The organism is Gemella sp. oral taxon 928 (assembly GCF_001553915.1).
GTDB classification, from domain to species: domain Bacteria; phylum Bacillota; class Bacilli; order Staphylococcales; family Gemellaceae; genus Gemella; species Gemella massiliensis.
Genome location: NZ_CP014233.1, coordinates 643235 through 660334 on the forward strand (window position 1 = coordinate 643235; position 17100 = coordinate 660334).

Sequence of the window (17100 nt, forward strand, 5' to 3'; positions counted from 1 at the left end):
TATTGGATATTTGTCTTTTTGTATATTAAAGAACAATACGAGGTATGGATTTTTCCCATGCCCCGTATTTATTATACAACCTCTTTTTTCATGCCTATTTTCAATTTATATTGCGATCAATAAATAGGGAAAACTCGTAGAGAAGCTAACTAGTATTTCAAATGCCTTTCACTAATATATATATATATATACGTTGAAATACTAATTCCTTAAATATGTTACAGAAAGTAAAGGAGATACGATGATAAGGATAAGAAGCCCTACTTAAAAGACAACTGAATATGCAAACGCTTAGCGATTGGAATTAACTTTTCAGTCGCTTTTTTAATCGGAGGGAAATAAATGAATAAAGAGATGATTAACATCAATGCCAACTTGTTAAAAAAACCTACTTTTGGGACTTTTAATAAAGGCGATGAAGAGGTTCAAGTTGTAAATTTTGTTCTTTTAAAAAGTTACGAATAAATATAGAGAGTATACCAACTGTACAGCCTATAACAATAAATCTGAAGTGGCTAAGGAGTTTTCAAAAGGTGATTTAATTTGCATCTTCGGCTACTTTAAGAAGTGTGAAAAAGGGTGAAAGACTTACAAAAACTTTGTAGTGAAGTCATATAACAAAATTGAAAATAAAGAAGAAAATGAGCAGGAATAAATTATGGAATTTTTTACACAAGCTGTTAGTATATTAAAAATTTTAGTTATGGCAGTAGGCGCAGAGCTTGAAACATGGGGAATTATCAACCTCGTGGAAAGATATGGGAATGACAATCTTGTAGCTAAATCACAGGCTCCAAGCAATTGATAAAATAAAGACTGAACGACACAACCAAATCTCTAAAATAAAAACATAAAGGCAAGCAAATATTGGATATAATTAATATTTATGGTATAATCCTTGTAAGTATAGTAGTGAAAAAAGAGGATTAGTATTGCATTGAACTACAAAAAAATAATGTATTATGGTTAATATAGAAGATAAGGAGGTAGAAAAATGTCTAATTTATCGTTGAAATATCGTTTTTTAAAAGCATTTATTAAGTTCATAGGATTTAAAAAATATTTTAATTCAGGTGAAGCTGAGTTGATTGCAAAAGCTCGAAAGGATATGGATAAAACAAAGATTCCTATGCTTTCTCATAATGAAATAGACTATGAAATTAAAGAGTTTAATGGGGAAAAGGTTGTATATATAACTCATAAGAAACCGACAAAGAAAGTGTGCCTATTTTTAATTGGGGGTGGTATGCTTGTGCATCCTCGTCCGGCTTCTATTAAAAAGGCTTTGAAAATAGCTCTTGAAAGTGGACGAAATATGGTTATTCCATATTATCCGCTTTGCATAGATCATACAATTGATGAAGTATTTGATTGGATTTATGCTTTGTATAAGTCAATGCTCAATACTTATAGCGCTTCGAACATTCTTGTTACGGGAAGTTCTTCCGGTGCGACACTTGCATTAGGACTTGTATCTCATATCAATGCAATGCATAAAGAAGTTGAAGTTTCCAAGAAAATATATGCGTCATCACCCGGACAATGCTTTACAGATGAAGAGTTGATAAGAAAAGGGCAGGAACTTGATAAAAAAGATGTTTTATTGAGTCTGTCTTATATGGAAAAAATGGATAAAATTTTGACTCATGGTAAAAATGTTCCGGAATATATGTTATATCTTGAAAAGGGAGATTATCACGGGGTAGGAGAGGTTTATCTTTCCTATGGAAGTGATGAAGTATTATATGCCGCATATGAACCCATCAAAACTAAATTAAAAGAATGTGGGGTAAGGGTTATTTCGGAAATAGGGGGAAATTTGTATCACTGTTATCCATTTTTTCCTGTTGTAAAAGAAGCGAAATCAGGTTGGAGAAATATGATTGAATATCACAAATGATTTATCTATGGGAAATTGAAAAATCAAATTAGAAAAAAAAACATAGTAAAAATCTGATATAATAAATTTACCACAAAATACTAAGGAGATTTTTACTATATCTAAAACTAATTTTACAAGAAAATATAAGGTATATTTTTCCTTTTTCTACTGCCCTTTTGGGTCAGCCCCATCATATCCGTGATTTATTTTAACTTTTTTGTTTCACATCATTTACAAATGTATATAATGAAATTTACTGCCTGATATAAAATAGTTAAATTTGTATTGCATATTAAAAAGATATGCGATACAATTTCTATATAAAATTAAGGAGGATGCTATGGATATAATAATACTATTATTATTTTCAGGTTTAATATTTTTGCTCCCAAAGGGTAATAAAGATTATTTAGACAAGAACTCAACAAACGGATTAAAAGGATTATTAGCTATTGGCATAATATTACATCACCTATCTCAGTGGATATCTTCTGGGGAGACTTTTTCTAATTTTCAATATATGGGTACTTATATTGTTTCTATTTTCTTCTTTTTATCTGGCTATGGATTATATATTCAAACCCAAGTAAAATCTGATTATTTAACTAGTTTTTTTAGAAAAAGACTGTTGAAAATACTTATTCCATTTGTATTTATCTCTGGAATATACTTAGTTTATAGAGTGGTATATCTAAAAGAAATAATAAATTTGAATTTCTTTTATAATTTATTTTTAAAACATACAACTATAATATATAATGGTTGGTTTGTTGATATTATAATTTTTACTTATATATTTTTCTATATCTCATTTAAATTTATAAAGAATACTACCATGAGTATTACGGTTAATTTTATCTTTATTGTATTATATATTGTTGTAGCTATAAAATTGAATTATGGATTTTGGTGGTATAATAGTATTCTTACATTTATTATAGGATTAGTTTGGGCAAAAAACAAAAAAGTAATAGATTATTTCTTTGGAAAATATTATATTTTAAGTCTAATGCTTTTTACTATTTTAATATTTATATCTCATAAATATAATATTGTTCTTACCAAAGTAGGATTAGTAGATGCCTATAGTTATGCAATTTCAGCGAATCTAGACAATATTATTTTCACGATATATTTTATGCTAATTATAAAAAATATTGACTTCAGTAATAATTATTTACTAAAGTTAGGTACAATATCCTTTGAATTATATATGATTCACGGTCTTGCTATTACATTTTTCGGTAAATATTTTACTTCTTCAAATTTAAATGACATTCTCTTCACAATAGTCGTTTTCTTAGTTAGTATAATTTCTGCAAAGGCTATCCATTTGATAATTATTAATATTCAAAAGAGGTGGCTGATCCAAAAGGACAGTAGAAAAAAGAAGTAGCGAAAAAATCGTTACTTCTTTTTAAAATTAATAAACAAAAAATCATCTCCATGATATAATAATAGTATAAACCAAAAAATCATGAAAATTATTATAACAGAAAAAACACAACGATATATACCCCATACACTACAAATAAGACTTGCAGCAGTAAAAACATATAGAAATAACAATGCTATAGAGTTTATTTGTAGACGATACAAAATAATCTAAAGCATCACTTATGCGTTGGAATAAAAGATATGACGGAACAAAACACTCTCCCTTATGGATAAATCACATAAACCACACTCACAAGAAGAAATAACATGGATTAAAAACTATATTAAACGTAATCCAAATATTTCTATGATTGAATTATATGCTAAACTTAAATTTAATAAAGGTTATAAAAAACATCCTTGCTCTCTTTGTACCGACCCCAAAAAATCTAACTTTTAGGAGATCGGTACAGTTACCTACCAAGACTAAAAAATATGAAGAACAATTAGAAATACATCAAGAAAGAAACAGTTACTCTAAAACTGATACAGATGCAACATTCATGAGAATGAAAGATGATCATATGAAAAATAGACAATTAAAAGCAGAATACAATATACAAGTAGGAGTACACAATAAATATGTATTAGAATTTACAATACATCAAAATCCAACAGATGTAAGAATATTCCAACCACATATGGAATATATAAAATCGCAAGGGGTAATAAATCCAAAAATAATAGTAGCTGATGCAGGATACGAAAGCAAAGAAAACTGTGTCTACTGTGAAGAAAATATAAAAAATTCATCAAACTGGGGATATAACGTACTTAATGATAGTTTTTTATGCCCAAATAACAGATATATATACTTTGAAAATTGTAAGTAGAACAAATAAATATGAATATAAAAGAGACTTAAAACAATATAAATGTGAAGACTGTGGTGATTATTCGTTAAAATAACTCTGTACGAAAGCAAAAGAGAATAGGATTATTTTATACAATCTAACGTATGAAGAGTTAAAGGCAAGACTTTTAAAAAATGAAGAAACTAAGAAAATATATTCGAAAAGAAAATAGAAATTGAGAGGTTCTTTGGTAACTTAAGATAAAATCTAGCGTTCACAAGATTTCCCCTTTGCAGAATTGAAAATGTGAGAGTCGAATTTACCCTACATGCTATTTCCCACAATCTAATAAAACTAGAAAAATAACTAATAAACAAAGGGAAATCAATTGATTTTATTGGGAAATATTTTTTATATTTTCAGTTAAAAATCATGGAAAAAACCAAAAAATAAGTTTTTCACAATCTTTTTTTGGGTTTTCTTTTCACTTTTGGGGTCAGCCCCATCATATCCGTGATTTATTTTTAACTTTTTTTGTTTCACATCATTTACAAATGTACAAGGGGACAGAGAAAAGCTAAGCAGCATATGGTTGTTTAGCTTTCTTCTTATTCGTCCTAATATTCAGGTTGTATAATAAATAGAAGTAGTGGTTTTTCTCATCTCTATTTACTGTACATCCTAGTTGTAAATTTACAGGATGTATTATACTGCGTAGAATATATGTTTGTTAATAAGTTTTTATGAATATGGACATATTTTTTGTTTTCTTGAAGTAATATATAAAATTCAGTTATCTATTGTAATCACATTTTTGACATTGTGTCATAATGTTGTCGCTACTTTCTCTCTGGAAAAGGCCCGCCCATTTACAAATGTTTTGGAGAATTGGCACAACTGATTTACCTTTATCTGTCAAAGAATACTCCACTCTCGGAGGTATTTCATCGTACTGCTTACGGGTGACAAGCTCGTCATTGATAAGTTCCTTCAATGTAGCGGCAAGCACGGCATCCGTGATATTCAACATTTCCTTACGAATACTACTATACCGTAAAGTACCTTTTTCATTCAGAATACAGATTATGCGGGATTTCCATTTTCCTCCGAACAATTTAAGTCCATATTCTAACGGACACCTGATGTCCGGCTGCATTTTCTTTTGATACATATTAAGCACCTCCAAACTTTCTACTTTTATTATAGCATTAGTACTTTTAAAAATATAATCACTATTAAATTTATAAGTAACAAATAAAATTCTTTATATCTTTTATTTATTTAGCATCTATGGTACACTGTAATTGCATTCAGGAAATGCAAATTCAAATATAAAATATTCGGAGGTATTCACGATGAAAGTAAAAGCGTATCTTGAGATCACAATGGTCATCAGCCCAGAAAACCGTCCTGCTGCAGCGAAGGTCTACACCGACTACCGCCAGCCGTTCCTTGACAATATCGAAGGCGCAATGACGAAAGAACTGCTCATCCGTGATGAGGATGTTCAGGTTATTCATGGTTTCGATAGCATGGAGCATGCAAAGGCATATCTTGAAACAGACATGTTTAAAAACGATGTTTTTGTCGGACTTAAGCCGACTTGGTCTACCGATCCAGATGTGCGCTTCTATGAAGTAGCTTAAACTGTAACATATTAAAAGCTGACTCTGTATTAAATACTGGGTATAAGAAAAAATAATTATCAAAGATGATAGGCAAAAAACTATCATCTTTTTTGTTTTCTGCTAAAAACTTTATGCAGAAATAAATATTTCAAAGAATTATTTTTATCTATACAAAACAAAGTCACAAATCTCAAAAATTTTTACAAAATGAAAGTGAAACAGAAAAAAATAAACCGAGAGATTATAGGATATTCAGTCAGGAAGAACGAAGAATAAAGATGATAAATTAGTGGTAGATGCGATAAAAACAAAAGGAAATAGAGATAATATAAATCGAAAATATTTGTTGTAGGGTTATTTTAGGAAAAATTTTCACTTAGTCAAGAGATATTGTGTTTAAACCTTTGGGAACAGTGTTAATTTTCTCTGAAAATTTACTATTCTAAATAGTTATTAAAAAATGGATAAAGGATGTTGGTTGTTAATTAAAAATTTAGTGGTGATGGCTTAAAAGTACAGTCTTTTTATGAATGTTGTCTAGGAAAGTGTTGACAATCCAAATCTATTAGTAATTTATTATAATAGTATTGACGAGTTAGAGATAGTTGATTATAATTAAAGAAGTAAATGAAAATGCTTAACTTAAAGGAGAGTTAGAAATGGATAGTAAAAAATTAAATGTAAAAGATTTTATAAATGTAGGTATATTTACTGCTTTGATATTTGTAGTGGAATTTGCTGCCGGTATGAGTGGTTTTATTCATCCATTCATTGTAGCCGCTTATGTAGCGATTATTCCATTATTGAGTGCTATACCGATGATGCTTTTTTATACAAAAGTTGAAAAATTCGGTATGATAACCATGATGGCTACATTATTAGCAATTATTATGTATTTTACCGGTATGGGATGGCTGGGTGCACCTATGATTTTAGCTGTGGGTGTTATTAGCGACTTAATTGCAAAATCCGGTAATTATAAGAATAGTAAGAAAACTATAATTAGTTTTGGAGTATTTTCTATGTGGTGTTCAGCAAACTTTCTGCCTGTTGTATTTACTGCAGATAGTTATCGTGAGAATTTGCAATCGGGAAATTTCTCAAGTGAATATGTGGATGGTTTATTTACATATATCAATACCACAACTTTAATTCCACTTATTGTTTTAAGTTTTATTTTTGGAGTAATAGGTGCGATTATAGGGAAGAAAGTTGTTAAAAAACATTTTGAGAAAGCAGGTATTGCATAAGTGCGAAATGAATTTTCACTAGATCCCAGAACAAAAATGTATATGATGTTTTTAATATCGTTTTTAACGATGTCAACAGCAACTACCACTCTTAGTCTAACACTTAGGGTGGTTATTACCATAGTTCCGATTTTACTATTAATAGTTGAGGGAAAGGTCAAAACGGCTATTAGATTCACTATATTTTATATACTTGGAATTTTAGCTATGCATTTTTTTATTAACAATGGAGGCGGTTTCATTAGTGCTTTAGCATTAGGGTACTGCAGTGTTATGTTACAATTTTTCCCTTCTGCTATTATGGCATGGTATACGGTAAGAACCACTAAAGTTAACGAATTTATGGCGGCTTTAAATAAGTTGCATTGCCCTAAGGGATTAGCTATTTCCTTGGCCGTAGTTTTGAGATTTTTCCCCACTATAAAAGAGGAATATGGGTATATAAGAGATGCTATGAAGATGAGAGGTATTAGTCTTGCAGGAGGAAATTTGATAAAGATGATTGAGTACAGAATTATACCACTCTTATTTTCATGTGTTTCTATTGGAGATGAACTTTCGGCAGCAGCTATTACCAGAGGATTAGGAGCACCTGTTACAAGAAGCAATATTTGTGAAATAGGTTTTAAAAAATTTGATTATGTAGCATTTGTTGTTTTTACTACCCTAACCATAGGTTATATTTGGGGGCTGTAGAGGAGATTTTATGATTAAGATAGAAAATATTAACTTTAGATATAAAGGATCTGAAAAACAGGATTTAAAAAATATATCATTGGAAATTAAAGAAGAAGAAACTATTCTACTTTCTGGGGCATCGGGTTGTGGAAAGACTACTGTAACTAGACTTATTAATGGATTAATTCCTCATTATTACAAAGGGGAATTAGATGGGAATTTAAGGGTAGCGAACTTTGATGTAGTAAATACCGAGTTATATGAATTAGCCGGGACTGTCGGTTCTGTATTCCAAAATCCACGAAGTCAGTTTTTTTCTTTAGACACTGAAGGGGAAATTGCTTTTGGGGCTGAAAATTTAGGCTTATCTGTGGAGGAAATAGTAAAACGAAAAAATGAAATCATGCAGGAAATGCATTTAGATAATTTGAAAGGAAGAAGTTTGTTTGAACTTTCCGGGGGAGAAAAGCAGAAAATTGCGTGTGCTTCGGTTGCAGCCTTAAAGCCAAAGATAATGTTGTTAGATGAACCATCATCTAATTTGGATTGGAAAGCAATAGAAGATTTAAGAGAAATAATATTGCAATGGAAAAAACAAGGTAAAACTATAGTTATTTCTGAACATAGACTTTGGTATCTTAAAGATTTAATTGATAGAGTAATATATATGGAAGATGGAGAGATTAAAAAGGAGTGGCAGAAAGAGTTTAGTAAGCTAAACGAAGATGAGTTACGCAACATGAAGTTACGACCTGTAAATTTAGAATCTAAATATATCAGCCAATTTACAGATGAATTGAATAATATTGATAAACCGGTAATTTTAACCAATGAAGATAAAATTCAATTAAAAAATTTTACTTTCAGATATAAAAGAAGAAGGGAAAAGAAAGTAGATAAGTCTAAATTGGATTTGGAAATACCTAATCTAATTGTAAAAAAGGGAAGCATAATAGGTGTTACGGGAAAGAATGGAGCTGGGAAGTCAACTTTTTTAAGATGCCTTTGCGGATTGGAAAAGAGCTGTAAAGGAGAATTAAAGATAGGGGAAAATATATATAGGGGAAAAGAATTAATAAGAAAGTCCTATATGGTGATGCAAGATGTAAATCATCAGCTTTTTACAGATAGTGTAGTTGGAGAAGTCCTATTATCCATGGAGAAAGAAGATATTTCGGTTTGTAATAAGATCTTAGATAATCTAGGACTTCTTGAATTTAAGGATAAGCACCCAATGGCACTTTCAGGCGGTCAGAAGCAGAGAGTAGCTATAGCTTCGGCTATGGCAGCAAAAGCGGAGATTTTGTTATTTGACGAACCTACATCAGGTTTAGATTATCTTCATATGTGCGCTGTTTCTGAGTTGCTACAGAGTCTGGTTAATCAAGGGAAAACATTATTTGTGTCTACACATGATCCGGAACTTATAAAACTTTGTTGTGATTTTGTTTTGCAGATTGAAGACGGAAAGATAGTAAAGTATTTTGAAGTATAAAAGGAGAATAAATGATTTTACAAACTAAAATTGGAAAAGTTTATACTGATATAGTAGGTAAAGATTTTCAAGGGAATGATGTGCATTCTATTTTAAGTGTGCCTTACGCAAGGGCTGAAAGATTTGAATATCCTGAACTTATATCTAGGGAAGAGTATTCTGAAGATAGTTTTTTGAATAGAGAAGGAAGTTTTTGCTTTCCACAGAAAAAATATCCATTAAAACTTAATATTTTTATGAAACATCATATGTTGCGCCCGGAATTTCAACCACTAAAAGATGTTCAGACAGAAAATGCGTTTGTAGTAAATATATGGGCCTCTGATAAATTTACAGAAAAAAAACCGGTTGTTGTATTTTTACATGGTGGGGGCGAAGGATCAGGGACAGTTCCGATATATATGATGAATCATATTGCTGAACAGGGAGTTGTAGCAGTTACAATTACTTATCGAATAGGGAATTTCGGTTATATGCCTATTTTTGATAATGGAGAAATAAGAGGTTCTCTTGCTTATCTTGATCAGCAAACAGCATTAACCTGGATTCAAAATAATATAAGCTCATTTGGTGGAGATAATACTAATATTACACTTATGGGGCATTGTGGTGGTGCGGTTGCAGCTCTTTATCATTATTTAAATTCTACAAGTAACAAATTATTTCATAAATTGATATTGTGTGCGGGAAACATTCCGATATTATCAAAAATTGATTTTGCTAAAAATCAATATAAAAAACTATTAGCAAAAAATCATTTAACCGGACTTAAGGAATTAAAAAAACTATCCGTTAAGGATTTGTTAAAAATAAAAGGGGGACAAAATGATATTATCGATGGTAAGTTTTTCACAGAACATCCTATGAATTTATTAAAACGAGGAGAATTTCCTTCTATGCCTGTGTTAATAGGAGCAAATAAGGATGAATTTTCTATGATTGAATTACCAATGTATTATAAAACTCTTGGGATTACAAAGAAAAAAGAACAACTGAAAGAAATTCTTTTAAAAAAATATGGGGAATTTGCAGAAATACTTAAAAATGAATTTAAAACGGAAGCAACTGGAGTTGTTGATTTACAAGTTCTGATTATGGAGCTCTTTGTATTTCATTCAAGTACATTATTTCTTATGGAAACGTTGGAGAAAAAATGCCCTATATACGGATATAGAATGAATTATGTTCCTAACTTGTATAATGGGCTTCGTGGTTCCTACCATGGAGCAGAACTTGCATTTTTCTTTGGGACTATAGACAAGATGAATATACAAATTACCGATGAGAATAGAAGAGCAGTTATGTCAATTCAAAAGGATTGGACAGAATTTATAAAATCAGGGAAAATAGCAGACCGCCCGCTTTTTAATGAAACGGATAAAATTATACAGTATGATAAAGATATTAAAGCTGTACCATTTCCACATGTAGATCTTATTCATCGTACCCAAAATAGCGGTATTGCTGATAAACTGAGAAAAGAATATATAAGTAATCGCAGATAATAAAAGATGGTTATAAATAAGTAAATAACCGAATAAAAATTTAAAAGTGTAATTTCAATGGGCAATGAGAGAGGCTTAAAAATTATGACTTCGTAAGAACGCGATTTTATCAAATCTTTCTTGTACAGTTTATTAATTTTAAAATTTATTGATGTGATAAATTGTATAAGAGCTGACTACGTTTATGAATTTATGTAGTCAGCAAATTTTTTCATAATTTTCTCATACTGATTTTTAGCGAAGAGTTTTAAAACACCTATAGTACAATTTTTTTATATATTATTTTACAAATATTCTAACAATGGTTAGTAGCGGTATGGACGCCTACAACTAACCTAGGTTAATTCTAGAATTTTTAGCATCTATGATGCGTAAAAATTCGTAGAAGTAAGGTATGCAAGGCTACTTTAATCTTTACGAACAAAGTGAGTAAAAGATTAGCTAGTAGCTACTGCCACGGGTCAGCAGTTGCCACTAACGTATCATCTGCAACCTATGGTTTATGGCTTTGATGATACTAGTGTCTTTGCATACGTCACTTCTAATATTTATGATGTGCAGATAGCACTCATAAATATTAGAAGTGACGCATAAAATTCTCCAAGTAAAATGCTTTTAGCATTTTACTATTACCACTACAAACATTGCTATTAGGTTCGTTGCTATTCTTAGTGGTGGAATACTGGCTTCACCTGAGATTATAAGCTCAGGTGAACCTTAAGAAATCCATTGCGTACGTTAGCAGTGGGAACTAAGAATTTCCTCGTCACTACATTCCTTGAAATTCAAGTTCCTGTTGCATACTTTACTTCTAAGATTTATTCGTGCTAAAGGCGCTCATAAACCTAAGAATTAAAGAGAGTTCTTAAGTTTGCCACACCACTATAGAATTAGCAACAAATAATATTTTGTATATAAATATATAGATAAATTGCTGGTATAATATAATCTTCATAAAATTATGTTATTCTAGTTTTTATTTTAATCAGTATATTGTAAAATAATTTAACTTAAAGTTAACTTCAAGGAGTATAATGAATTATGATAATATTATAGTTGATAAAATTTAGCGGAATTTATTATATGAGATTATAAGTGTTTATGTAAATAAAAAATGATGTTAAGTACAATTTATTTAATATTTTTATAATCGAAAAAATTAATTACTAAATTATAATTAAGAAAGGTATTATTATTCTGCGATATAAAAGTAAATTTATATATGTGAAAATATAGGTATTCTTATAGAGTTATTTAAAAATAATGTGCAAAGCATTATCAGTATGAAAATAGTAACAGTAGGTAAAATATAAAAGGAGGTTGTATATGAGATTATCGGTATTAAATTTGGTACCATTACGTCAAGATGAGAGTTTTAAAGATGCTATAGATGCAATGGTTAGGTTGGCAAAAAAAGTGGAAAAATTAGGATATACGCGTTATTGGATAGCTGAACATCATAATATGAAAAATGTTGCAAGCAGTGCAACACAACTTTTAATTCAACATACATTAGCTAATACTGATAAAATTCGTGTTGGATCCGGTGGTGTTATGTTACCGAACCATAGCCCGTATATTGTTGCTGAACAGTATGGAACTATTGATACTTTATATCCTAAACGGGTGGATTTAGGGTTAGGTAGAGCTCCGGGAACGGATTACAATACATCACGTGCTATCCGAAGGGTAAAAAGTGAAGAATTAGATTTCAAAAAAGAAGTAAACGAATTGGCGGAATATTTTAAAGATGAACGACCTGTTCATGCTTATCCGGCGGCTGGGCGTAATGTACCGCTTTATATATTAGGGTCAAGTACGGATAGTGCTTATTTAGCAGCAGAGTTAGGTTTACCATATTCATTTGCAGCACATTTTGCACCTAGTATGATGGAAAATGCGATAGCTATATATCGTCATTATTTTAAGCCGTCAAGTAGTTTGAAGCAACCATATGTAATTCTCGGCGCTAATGCAGTTGTAGCTGATACTGATGAAGAAGCCAAGAAATTATCAACAACTCAATTACAAGCGTTTCTTAATATAGTAACTAATAATCCTCAAGGATTACAACCTCCTTTAAATTCAGAAGAATCCGTATGGAAAAACTATGCAATTGCAACAAAGGTACCGCATTTCGGCCCGATAGCATTTGATTATAATGAGATTGTAGATCATGAAAAGAGCATTGTTGAACATATGACGAAAGTTTCTTTTATCGGCAGTAAAGAAACCGTAAGAAAACAAATAGAAAATTTGAAACGAAGAGTAAACTTTGATGAATTGTTGATTAACTCGTATATTTACGATGAACAGGCACAACATTATTCATATCAGCTGTTAGCGGAAGTTGTAAAAGAGATGTAATATAGGTTGGTTAGTATAATTCTAATTTTGAGAGATTAGTAAAGTTTGGTATGTTAAAATAAGAGTATATTTATAAGAATAGTGATGTTGTTTGATAGATAGGATAACTTTATACTGTGGGTATTTAATAGTTTTAAGTTAGTGAAAAATAAACCGATACAATGATTAATTTTTTAAACAAGGTGATATTTATTAATTATGAAATATTAAATGAGAAATATACATTATTTTATACTTTAATAAAATTGATTAAGAAAAAAAATTCTACGATTTTCTCTTTACAATATATATAACACATGATATACTAGTAAAAATGAATGATTATTCATTTTGAAGCTAAGTTTTTTAAATTAGTAAAAATGGTAGGTGAATTTGATGGAGAAAAATGATAAACGTGAGCGAATACTTCGAGCTGCATTGGAAATGTTTTTACATAAAGGGTACGACGGAACAGCAATTCCACCTATAGCGAAAGCGGCAGGAGTTAGCGTTGGGACAATTTATCGTTATTTTGAAAGTAAGGAGAGTTTGATAAATGAACTCTTTCAGGAAACAGTAAATAAATTAAGTCGTTTTATAATGAAAGATTATCCTGCGGGATATACAGCAAAAGAAAAGTTTTATTATATTTTTGATAAATTATACGAATTTTGTAAAGAGAACAACAGAGCATTTTTATTTATTAATGATAACTCGTATTCATATTATTTAACAAAAGAAAGTAATAATTGTTTAACAAATTTTTTTGAGTTTATTTTTAAAGATTTGGAAAATTTTAAACAACAGGGAATTGTTAAAAATTTACCTAACAATGCGTATATCGCACTTGTTTATGCACCGATAGAGATGGCGATTTGTTTGCAACATAATAATATGCTTGATTTATCGGAAGATATATTGTTGGAATTAAGGGAAAGTTGTTGGCATGCGGTTAGAAATTAAATAACCGCAAAAAATTTTTCAATAAAATGAATGATTGTTCATTGCGGGTGAAAATTTTTTATTTCCAACAAAAATAAATTATTTATTAATGAAGAAAATGTAGGAATTATTTTGAAAGGATAATAAAGATAAATAGTAATGAGAAAGATATTAAAAAATAAATATACATCAATATTAATAGTGTGGTTAGGTATACTGATTATTTCTTTACTGACAATGCCAAGTATTTCAAAAGTTGTCAGAGAAAAAGGGCAGATTAAATTACCTGAAAACTTACAAAGTCAGGTAGCTAATAAGTTGTCAATTGAATATAATAACAATCAAAATACCAGTCAAGTGATTGCCGTCTTTAATCGTGATGGCGGATTAACGGATGATAATCGTAAAAATATTGTCGAAATTTTAAATCGTTTAAAGGATAAAAAAGATGATTATTCTATTAAGGGTATAACGAGTGCCGCAGATAGTAAAGAAGCTGAAAAACAACTTTTAAGTGAAGATAAAACGACAGAATTAGCACTTATTTCGGTTGATAAGGATAAAGTAAGAGAAATGAGTGAAAATATTAATACGGAATTAAAAACAGAAGGTCTAAATACATATGTAACAGGTAGTGATGTTTTAACACATGAATTTGCTAATGAAACACAAAAAGGTATAAAGAAAACAGAAATTATTTCAATCGTGTTTATTTTAGCAGTGTTAATTATTGTTTTTCGTTCATGGGTTGCACCACTTCTGTCATTGATTACAGTTGGAATTTCGTTAATCGTATCGTTAAATATAACTATGAATTTAGCATGGCATTATGAATTGCCGTTGTCTAATTTTACGCAGGTATTTTTAGCTGTTGTGTTACTCGGTATTGGAACGGATTATAACATCTTATTGTATACAAAATTTAAAGAAGAGTTAACAAGCGGTATAGGAAAAATACAAGCGGCTAAGATAGCACTAAGAACAGCGGGGAAAACAATTATATACAGTGGCTCGTCCGTATTTATAGGTTTTGCCGTATTGGGATTGGCAGATTTTATTATTTATCAATCTGCGGTTAGCGTAGCTATTGGTATAGCGGTGTTATTGCTTAATTTATTAACACTTAATATGTTTTTTATGACCGTACTTGGTGAAAAAATGTTTCTTCCAAATCGAAAAGCCGCCGGTCATAAGGAGAGTAAATTATGGTCATTATTGTCAGGTATAACATTAAAAAAACCTGTAGTAATGTTAGGGGTAATGCTAGTATTGATAATACCGTTTTTAATGCAGTTATCAAGTCGTACATTAAATTATAATGATGCGGATGAATTACCGGAAACTAACTTTGCCAAACAAGGATATACAGTTGTAGAAAAACATTTTTCCAAAGGAATGATTGCTCCAGTATCAATATATATAGGAACAGATAGAGAACTTACTAACAAAGAAGATTTAAGTGAAATAAACAAAATTACGACATATTTAAAAAATAAAAATGAAGTAGATAAAGTGCTTTCTGTAACGGAGCCTACAGGTGAAAAAATTGATGCTTTATATTTGAAAGATCAATTTAACACCTTGTTGCAAAGAGTTGGGGAGGCTCAAGACGGTATTAAAAAAATTAATAGTGGGTTGAGTACAGCTAAAACTAAAATAGAAGATCAAGATGTTACCGGGAAATTAGGACAGGTAAATAAATTAGCAGATGGTGCTAATAAATTAGCAGACGGAACAGTTAAGTTTAATTCAGGATTAGGTACATATGTTAATGGGGTTGATACATTTAATAATAATATAGAAAGTATAATAACCAGTCCAAAAATAGCAATGCTGGGGGAACAAATGCAGCATTTATCAGATTTATCAAAAAAAATAGACAGTTTGGGAATTAAAGGGGAGGTAATTAGTAATAAATTAGCTAAATTGTCATTATTAATTGATAAAATCAATGCTAATATAAATGATCCGAGATTAACAAAATTAGAAGAAAAAGTAACAACTTTATCACAAATAACAGAGCAGTTGACTACATTGAAAGCACAAAGTAAGGAATTAACTGGTGAAGTAACAGCACTTGTTCAACAAACAAAAACCTTGAATGAACCGATAACTAAAATAAGAGCAGGAGGGGATACACTTCTTAGTGAAATGAATAAAATTCAAACAGGAAGTAAGCAAATAAGCGATGGAACAAACCAATTAAATAACGCATTGCAACAAATGGGTGGCAGTGTGAACCAACTAACAAACGGATTATCTAAAGCTAATACAGGACTGTCAACAATTGATACAGGTATAACAGATGCCAACAGTTATTTAAAAGAATTAGGAGAATCATTTGTCGGAAATACATTTTATGTTCCTAATTCGGTATTAAATTCAGGACAACTTAATCGTAGTTTTGATCAATATTTGTCAAAAGATAAAAAAGTAACAAAATTAACCGTAGTGTTAAAAGATAAGCCAAGCACCTTAGATTCAGCTAAAGTAATCAACAGTTTAGACGGTGAGTTAAAAACTATTACAGCGGGAACATCATTGAAAGATGCAAAAATAGCTATCGGAGGACAAACATCACAAATAAATGATTTAGAAAACTTAACCAATAAGGATTTTACCCGTTCGGCAACAATTATGTTAATTGGTATTGCCGTTATGCTTATAGCTATTACCCGTTCAATCGTTCAACCTATTGCGATAGTGGGAACATTAATCGGAACTTATTTTGCTTCATTAAGTATAGCGGAGTTGTTATCTAAATTAATATTAGGAAAAGAACATTTAGCGTGGAATGCACCATTCTTTATCTTCATTATGCTAATAGCATTAGGAGTGGATTATAGTATATTTTTAGCGATGCGTTATAAAGAAAATATAAATTTAGCTCATCTAACACCTAAAGAAGCTATTTATCATGCTTCAGGAACAATTGGAGGTGTTGTTATTTCAGCTGCTATTATTCTTGGTGGGACATTCGCAGCACTTTATCCATCAGGTATTACTACACTTATTCATGTGGCACTTGGTGTAATAGTAGGTCTGGCTATACTTGCAGTTGTGTTGCCGATTATTATGTCGGCAGTTGTTAAATTGAGTTATGGTAAAAATATTGTAACTAAAAAATGATATAATAATTTAAA

At 30.3% G+C, this 17100-nt stretch carries 13 protein-coding genes and 2 pseudogenes; 14 read left to right on the top strand and 1 reads right to left on the bottom strand.

Going from position 1 to position 17100, the window contains the following annotated elements:
* The first annotated feature begins 342 nt into the window (after positions 1-342).
* The 6 genes and pseudogenes from AXE85_RS08865 to AXE85_RS08605 form a co-directional block, all read left to right on the top strand.
* Positions 343-465, top strand: a complete 123-nt coding sequence (locus AXE85_RS08865; RefSeq protein WP_442899684.1) for a hypothetical protein — start codon at positions 343-345, stop codon at positions 463-465.
* Between the two features lie 193 nt (positions 466-658).
* Positions 659-805, top strand: a complete 147-nt coding sequence (locus tag AXE85_RS08245; RefSeq protein ID WP_072520166.1) for a Maff2 family mobile element protein — start codon at positions 659-661, stop codon at positions 803-805.
* Positions 806-994: 189 nt separating this feature from the next.
* Complete coding sequence (locus tag AXE85_RS02870) at positions 995-1900, top strand: alpha/beta hydrolase fold domain-containing protein (RefSeq protein ID WP_062173051.1); 906 nt, start codon at positions 995-997, stop codon at positions 1898-1900.
* A gap of 322 nt (positions 1901-2222) precedes the next feature.
* Positions 2223-3278 carry an acyltransferase family protein gene (locus tag AXE85_RS02875; protein ID WP_062173052.1) on the top strand — a complete coding sequence of 352 codons (1056 nt, stop codon included), beginning with the start codon at positions 2223-2225 and terminating at the stop codon, positions 3276-3278.
* A gap of 93 nt (positions 3279-3371) precedes the next feature.
* Positions 3372-3716, top strand: a pseudogene (locus tag AXE85_RS08600) (IS481 family transposase); the annotation flags it as partial.
* A 52-nt stretch (positions 3717-3768) separates the two neighbouring features.
* Positions 3769-4152: pseudogene (locus tag AXE85_RS08605) on the top strand (transposase); the annotation flags it as partial.
* A 754-nt stretch (positions 4153-4906) separates the two neighbouring features.
* Here AXE85_RS08605 and AXE85_RS02885 read toward each other — a convergent pair.
* On the bottom strand, positions 4907-5284 hold the full coding sequence (locus tag AXE85_RS02885) for a winged helix-turn-helix transcriptional regulator (protein ID WP_062173054.1): 378 nt from the start codon (positions 5282-5284) through the stop codon (positions 4907-4909).
* Between the two features lie 184 nt (positions 5285-5468).
* Here AXE85_RS02885 and AXE85_RS02890 point away from each other — a divergent pair, with 184 nt between their 5' ends.
* The 8 genes from AXE85_RS02890 (at position 5469) to AXE85_RS02925 (ending at position 17086) form a co-directional block, all read left to right on the top strand.
* Entirely contained in the window at positions 5469-5759 is a 291-nt protein-coding gene (locus AXE85_RS02890; RefSeq protein WP_062173055.1) for a hypothetical protein, read from the top strand.
* 641 nt (positions 5760-6400) lie between these two features.
* The gene (locus AXE85_RS02895) at positions 6401-6991 is read left to right on the top strand and encodes an MptD family putative ECF transporter S component (RefSeq protein WP_062173056.1); all 591 of its coding nucleotides are present in this window, start codon (positions 6401-6403) and stop codon (positions 6989-6991) included.
* Positions 6992-7687 carry an energy-coupling factor transporter transmembrane component T gene (locus tag AXE85_RS02900; RefSeq protein ID WP_114889632.1) on the top strand — a complete coding sequence of 232 codons (696 nt, stop codon included), beginning with the start codon at positions 6992-6994 and terminating at the stop codon, positions 7685-7687. It begins immediately after the preceding gene.
* A gap of 10 nt (positions 7688-7697) precedes the next feature.
* Positions 7698-9164 (top strand): ABC transporter ATP-binding protein, encoded by a 1467-nt coding sequence (locus tag AXE85_RS02905; RefSeq protein WP_062173057.1) that lies wholly within the window; start codon positions 7698-7700, stop codon positions 9162-9164.
* A gap of 11 nt (positions 9165-9175) precedes the next feature.
* The gene (locus AXE85_RS02910; protein ID WP_062173058.1) at positions 9176-10669 is read left to right on the top strand and encodes a carboxylesterase family protein; all 1494 of its coding nucleotides are present in this window, start codon (positions 9176-9178) and stop codon (positions 10667-10669) included.
* 1326 nt (positions 10670-11995) lie between these two features.
* The gene (locus AXE85_RS02915) at positions 11996-13036 is read left to right on the top strand and encodes an LLM class flavin-dependent oxidoreductase (RefSeq protein ID WP_062173059.1); all 1041 of its coding nucleotides are present in this window, start codon (positions 11996-11998) and stop codon (positions 13034-13036) included.
* A gap of 375 nt (positions 13037-13411) precedes the next feature.
* Complete coding sequence (locus AXE85_RS02920) at positions 13412-13978, top strand: TetR/AcrR family transcriptional regulator (RefSeq protein ID WP_062173060.1); 567 nt, start codon at positions 13412-13414, stop codon at positions 13976-13978.
* 138 nt (positions 13979-14116) lie between these two features.
* The gene (locus tag AXE85_RS02925; RefSeq protein WP_062173061.1) at positions 14117-17086 is read left to right on the top strand and encodes an MMPL family transporter; all 2970 of its coding nucleotides are present in this window, start codon (positions 14117-14119) and stop codon (positions 17084-17086) included.
* Positions 17087-17100: the final 14 nt, after the last annotated feature.

What these genes read in the sequence shown, in the direction of transcription:
- AXE85_RS02910 (WP_062173058.1), top strand. Translation starts at nt 9,176, where the DNA reads ATGATTTTACAAACTAAAATTGGAAAAGTTTATACTGATATAGTAGGT.
- AXE85_RS08865 (WP_442899684.1), top strand. Translation starts at nt 343, where the DNA reads ATGAATAAAGAGATGATTAACATCAATGCCAACTTGTTAAAAAAACCT.
- AXE85_RS02885 (WP_062173054.1), bottom strand. Translation starts at nt 5,284, where the DNA reads ATGTATCAAAAGAAAATGCAGCCGGACATCAGGTGTCCGTTAGAATAT.
- AXE85_RS02890 (WP_062173055.1), top strand. Translation starts at nt 5,469, where the DNA reads ATGAAAGTAAAAGCGTATCTTGAGATCACAATGGTCATCAGCCCAGAA.
- AXE85_RS02905 (WP_062173057.1), top strand. Translation starts at nt 7,698, where the DNA reads ATGATTAAGATAGAAAATATTAACTTTAGATATAAAGGATCTGAAAAA.
- AXE85_RS02895 (WP_062173056.1), top strand. Translation starts at nt 6,401, where the DNA reads ATGGATAGTAAAAAATTAAATGTAAAAGATTTTATAAATGTAGGTATA.
- AXE85_RS02875 (WP_062173052.1), top strand. Translation starts at nt 2,223, where the DNA reads ATGGATATAATAATACTATTATTATTTTCAGGTTTAATATTTTTGCTC.
- AXE85_RS02870 (WP_062173051.1), top strand. Translation starts at nt 995, where the DNA reads ATGTCTAATTTATCGTTGAAATATCGTTTTTTAAAAGCATTTATTAAG.
- AXE85_RS08245 (WP_072520166.1), top strand. Translation starts at nt 659, where the DNA reads ATGGAATTTTTTACACAAGCTGTTAGTATATTAAAAATTTTAGTTATG.
- AXE85_RS02925 (WP_062173061.1), top strand. Translation starts at nt 14,117, where the DNA reads ATGAGAAAGATATTAAAAAATAAATATACATCAATATTAATAGTGTGG.
- AXE85_RS02920 (WP_062173060.1), top strand. Translation starts at nt 13,412, where the DNA reads ATGGAGAAAAATGATAAACGTGAGCGAATACTTCGAGCTGCATTGGAA.
- AXE85_RS02915 (WP_062173059.1), top strand. Translation starts at nt 11,996, where the DNA reads ATGAGATTATCGGTATTAAATTTGGTACCATTACGTCAAGATGAGAGT.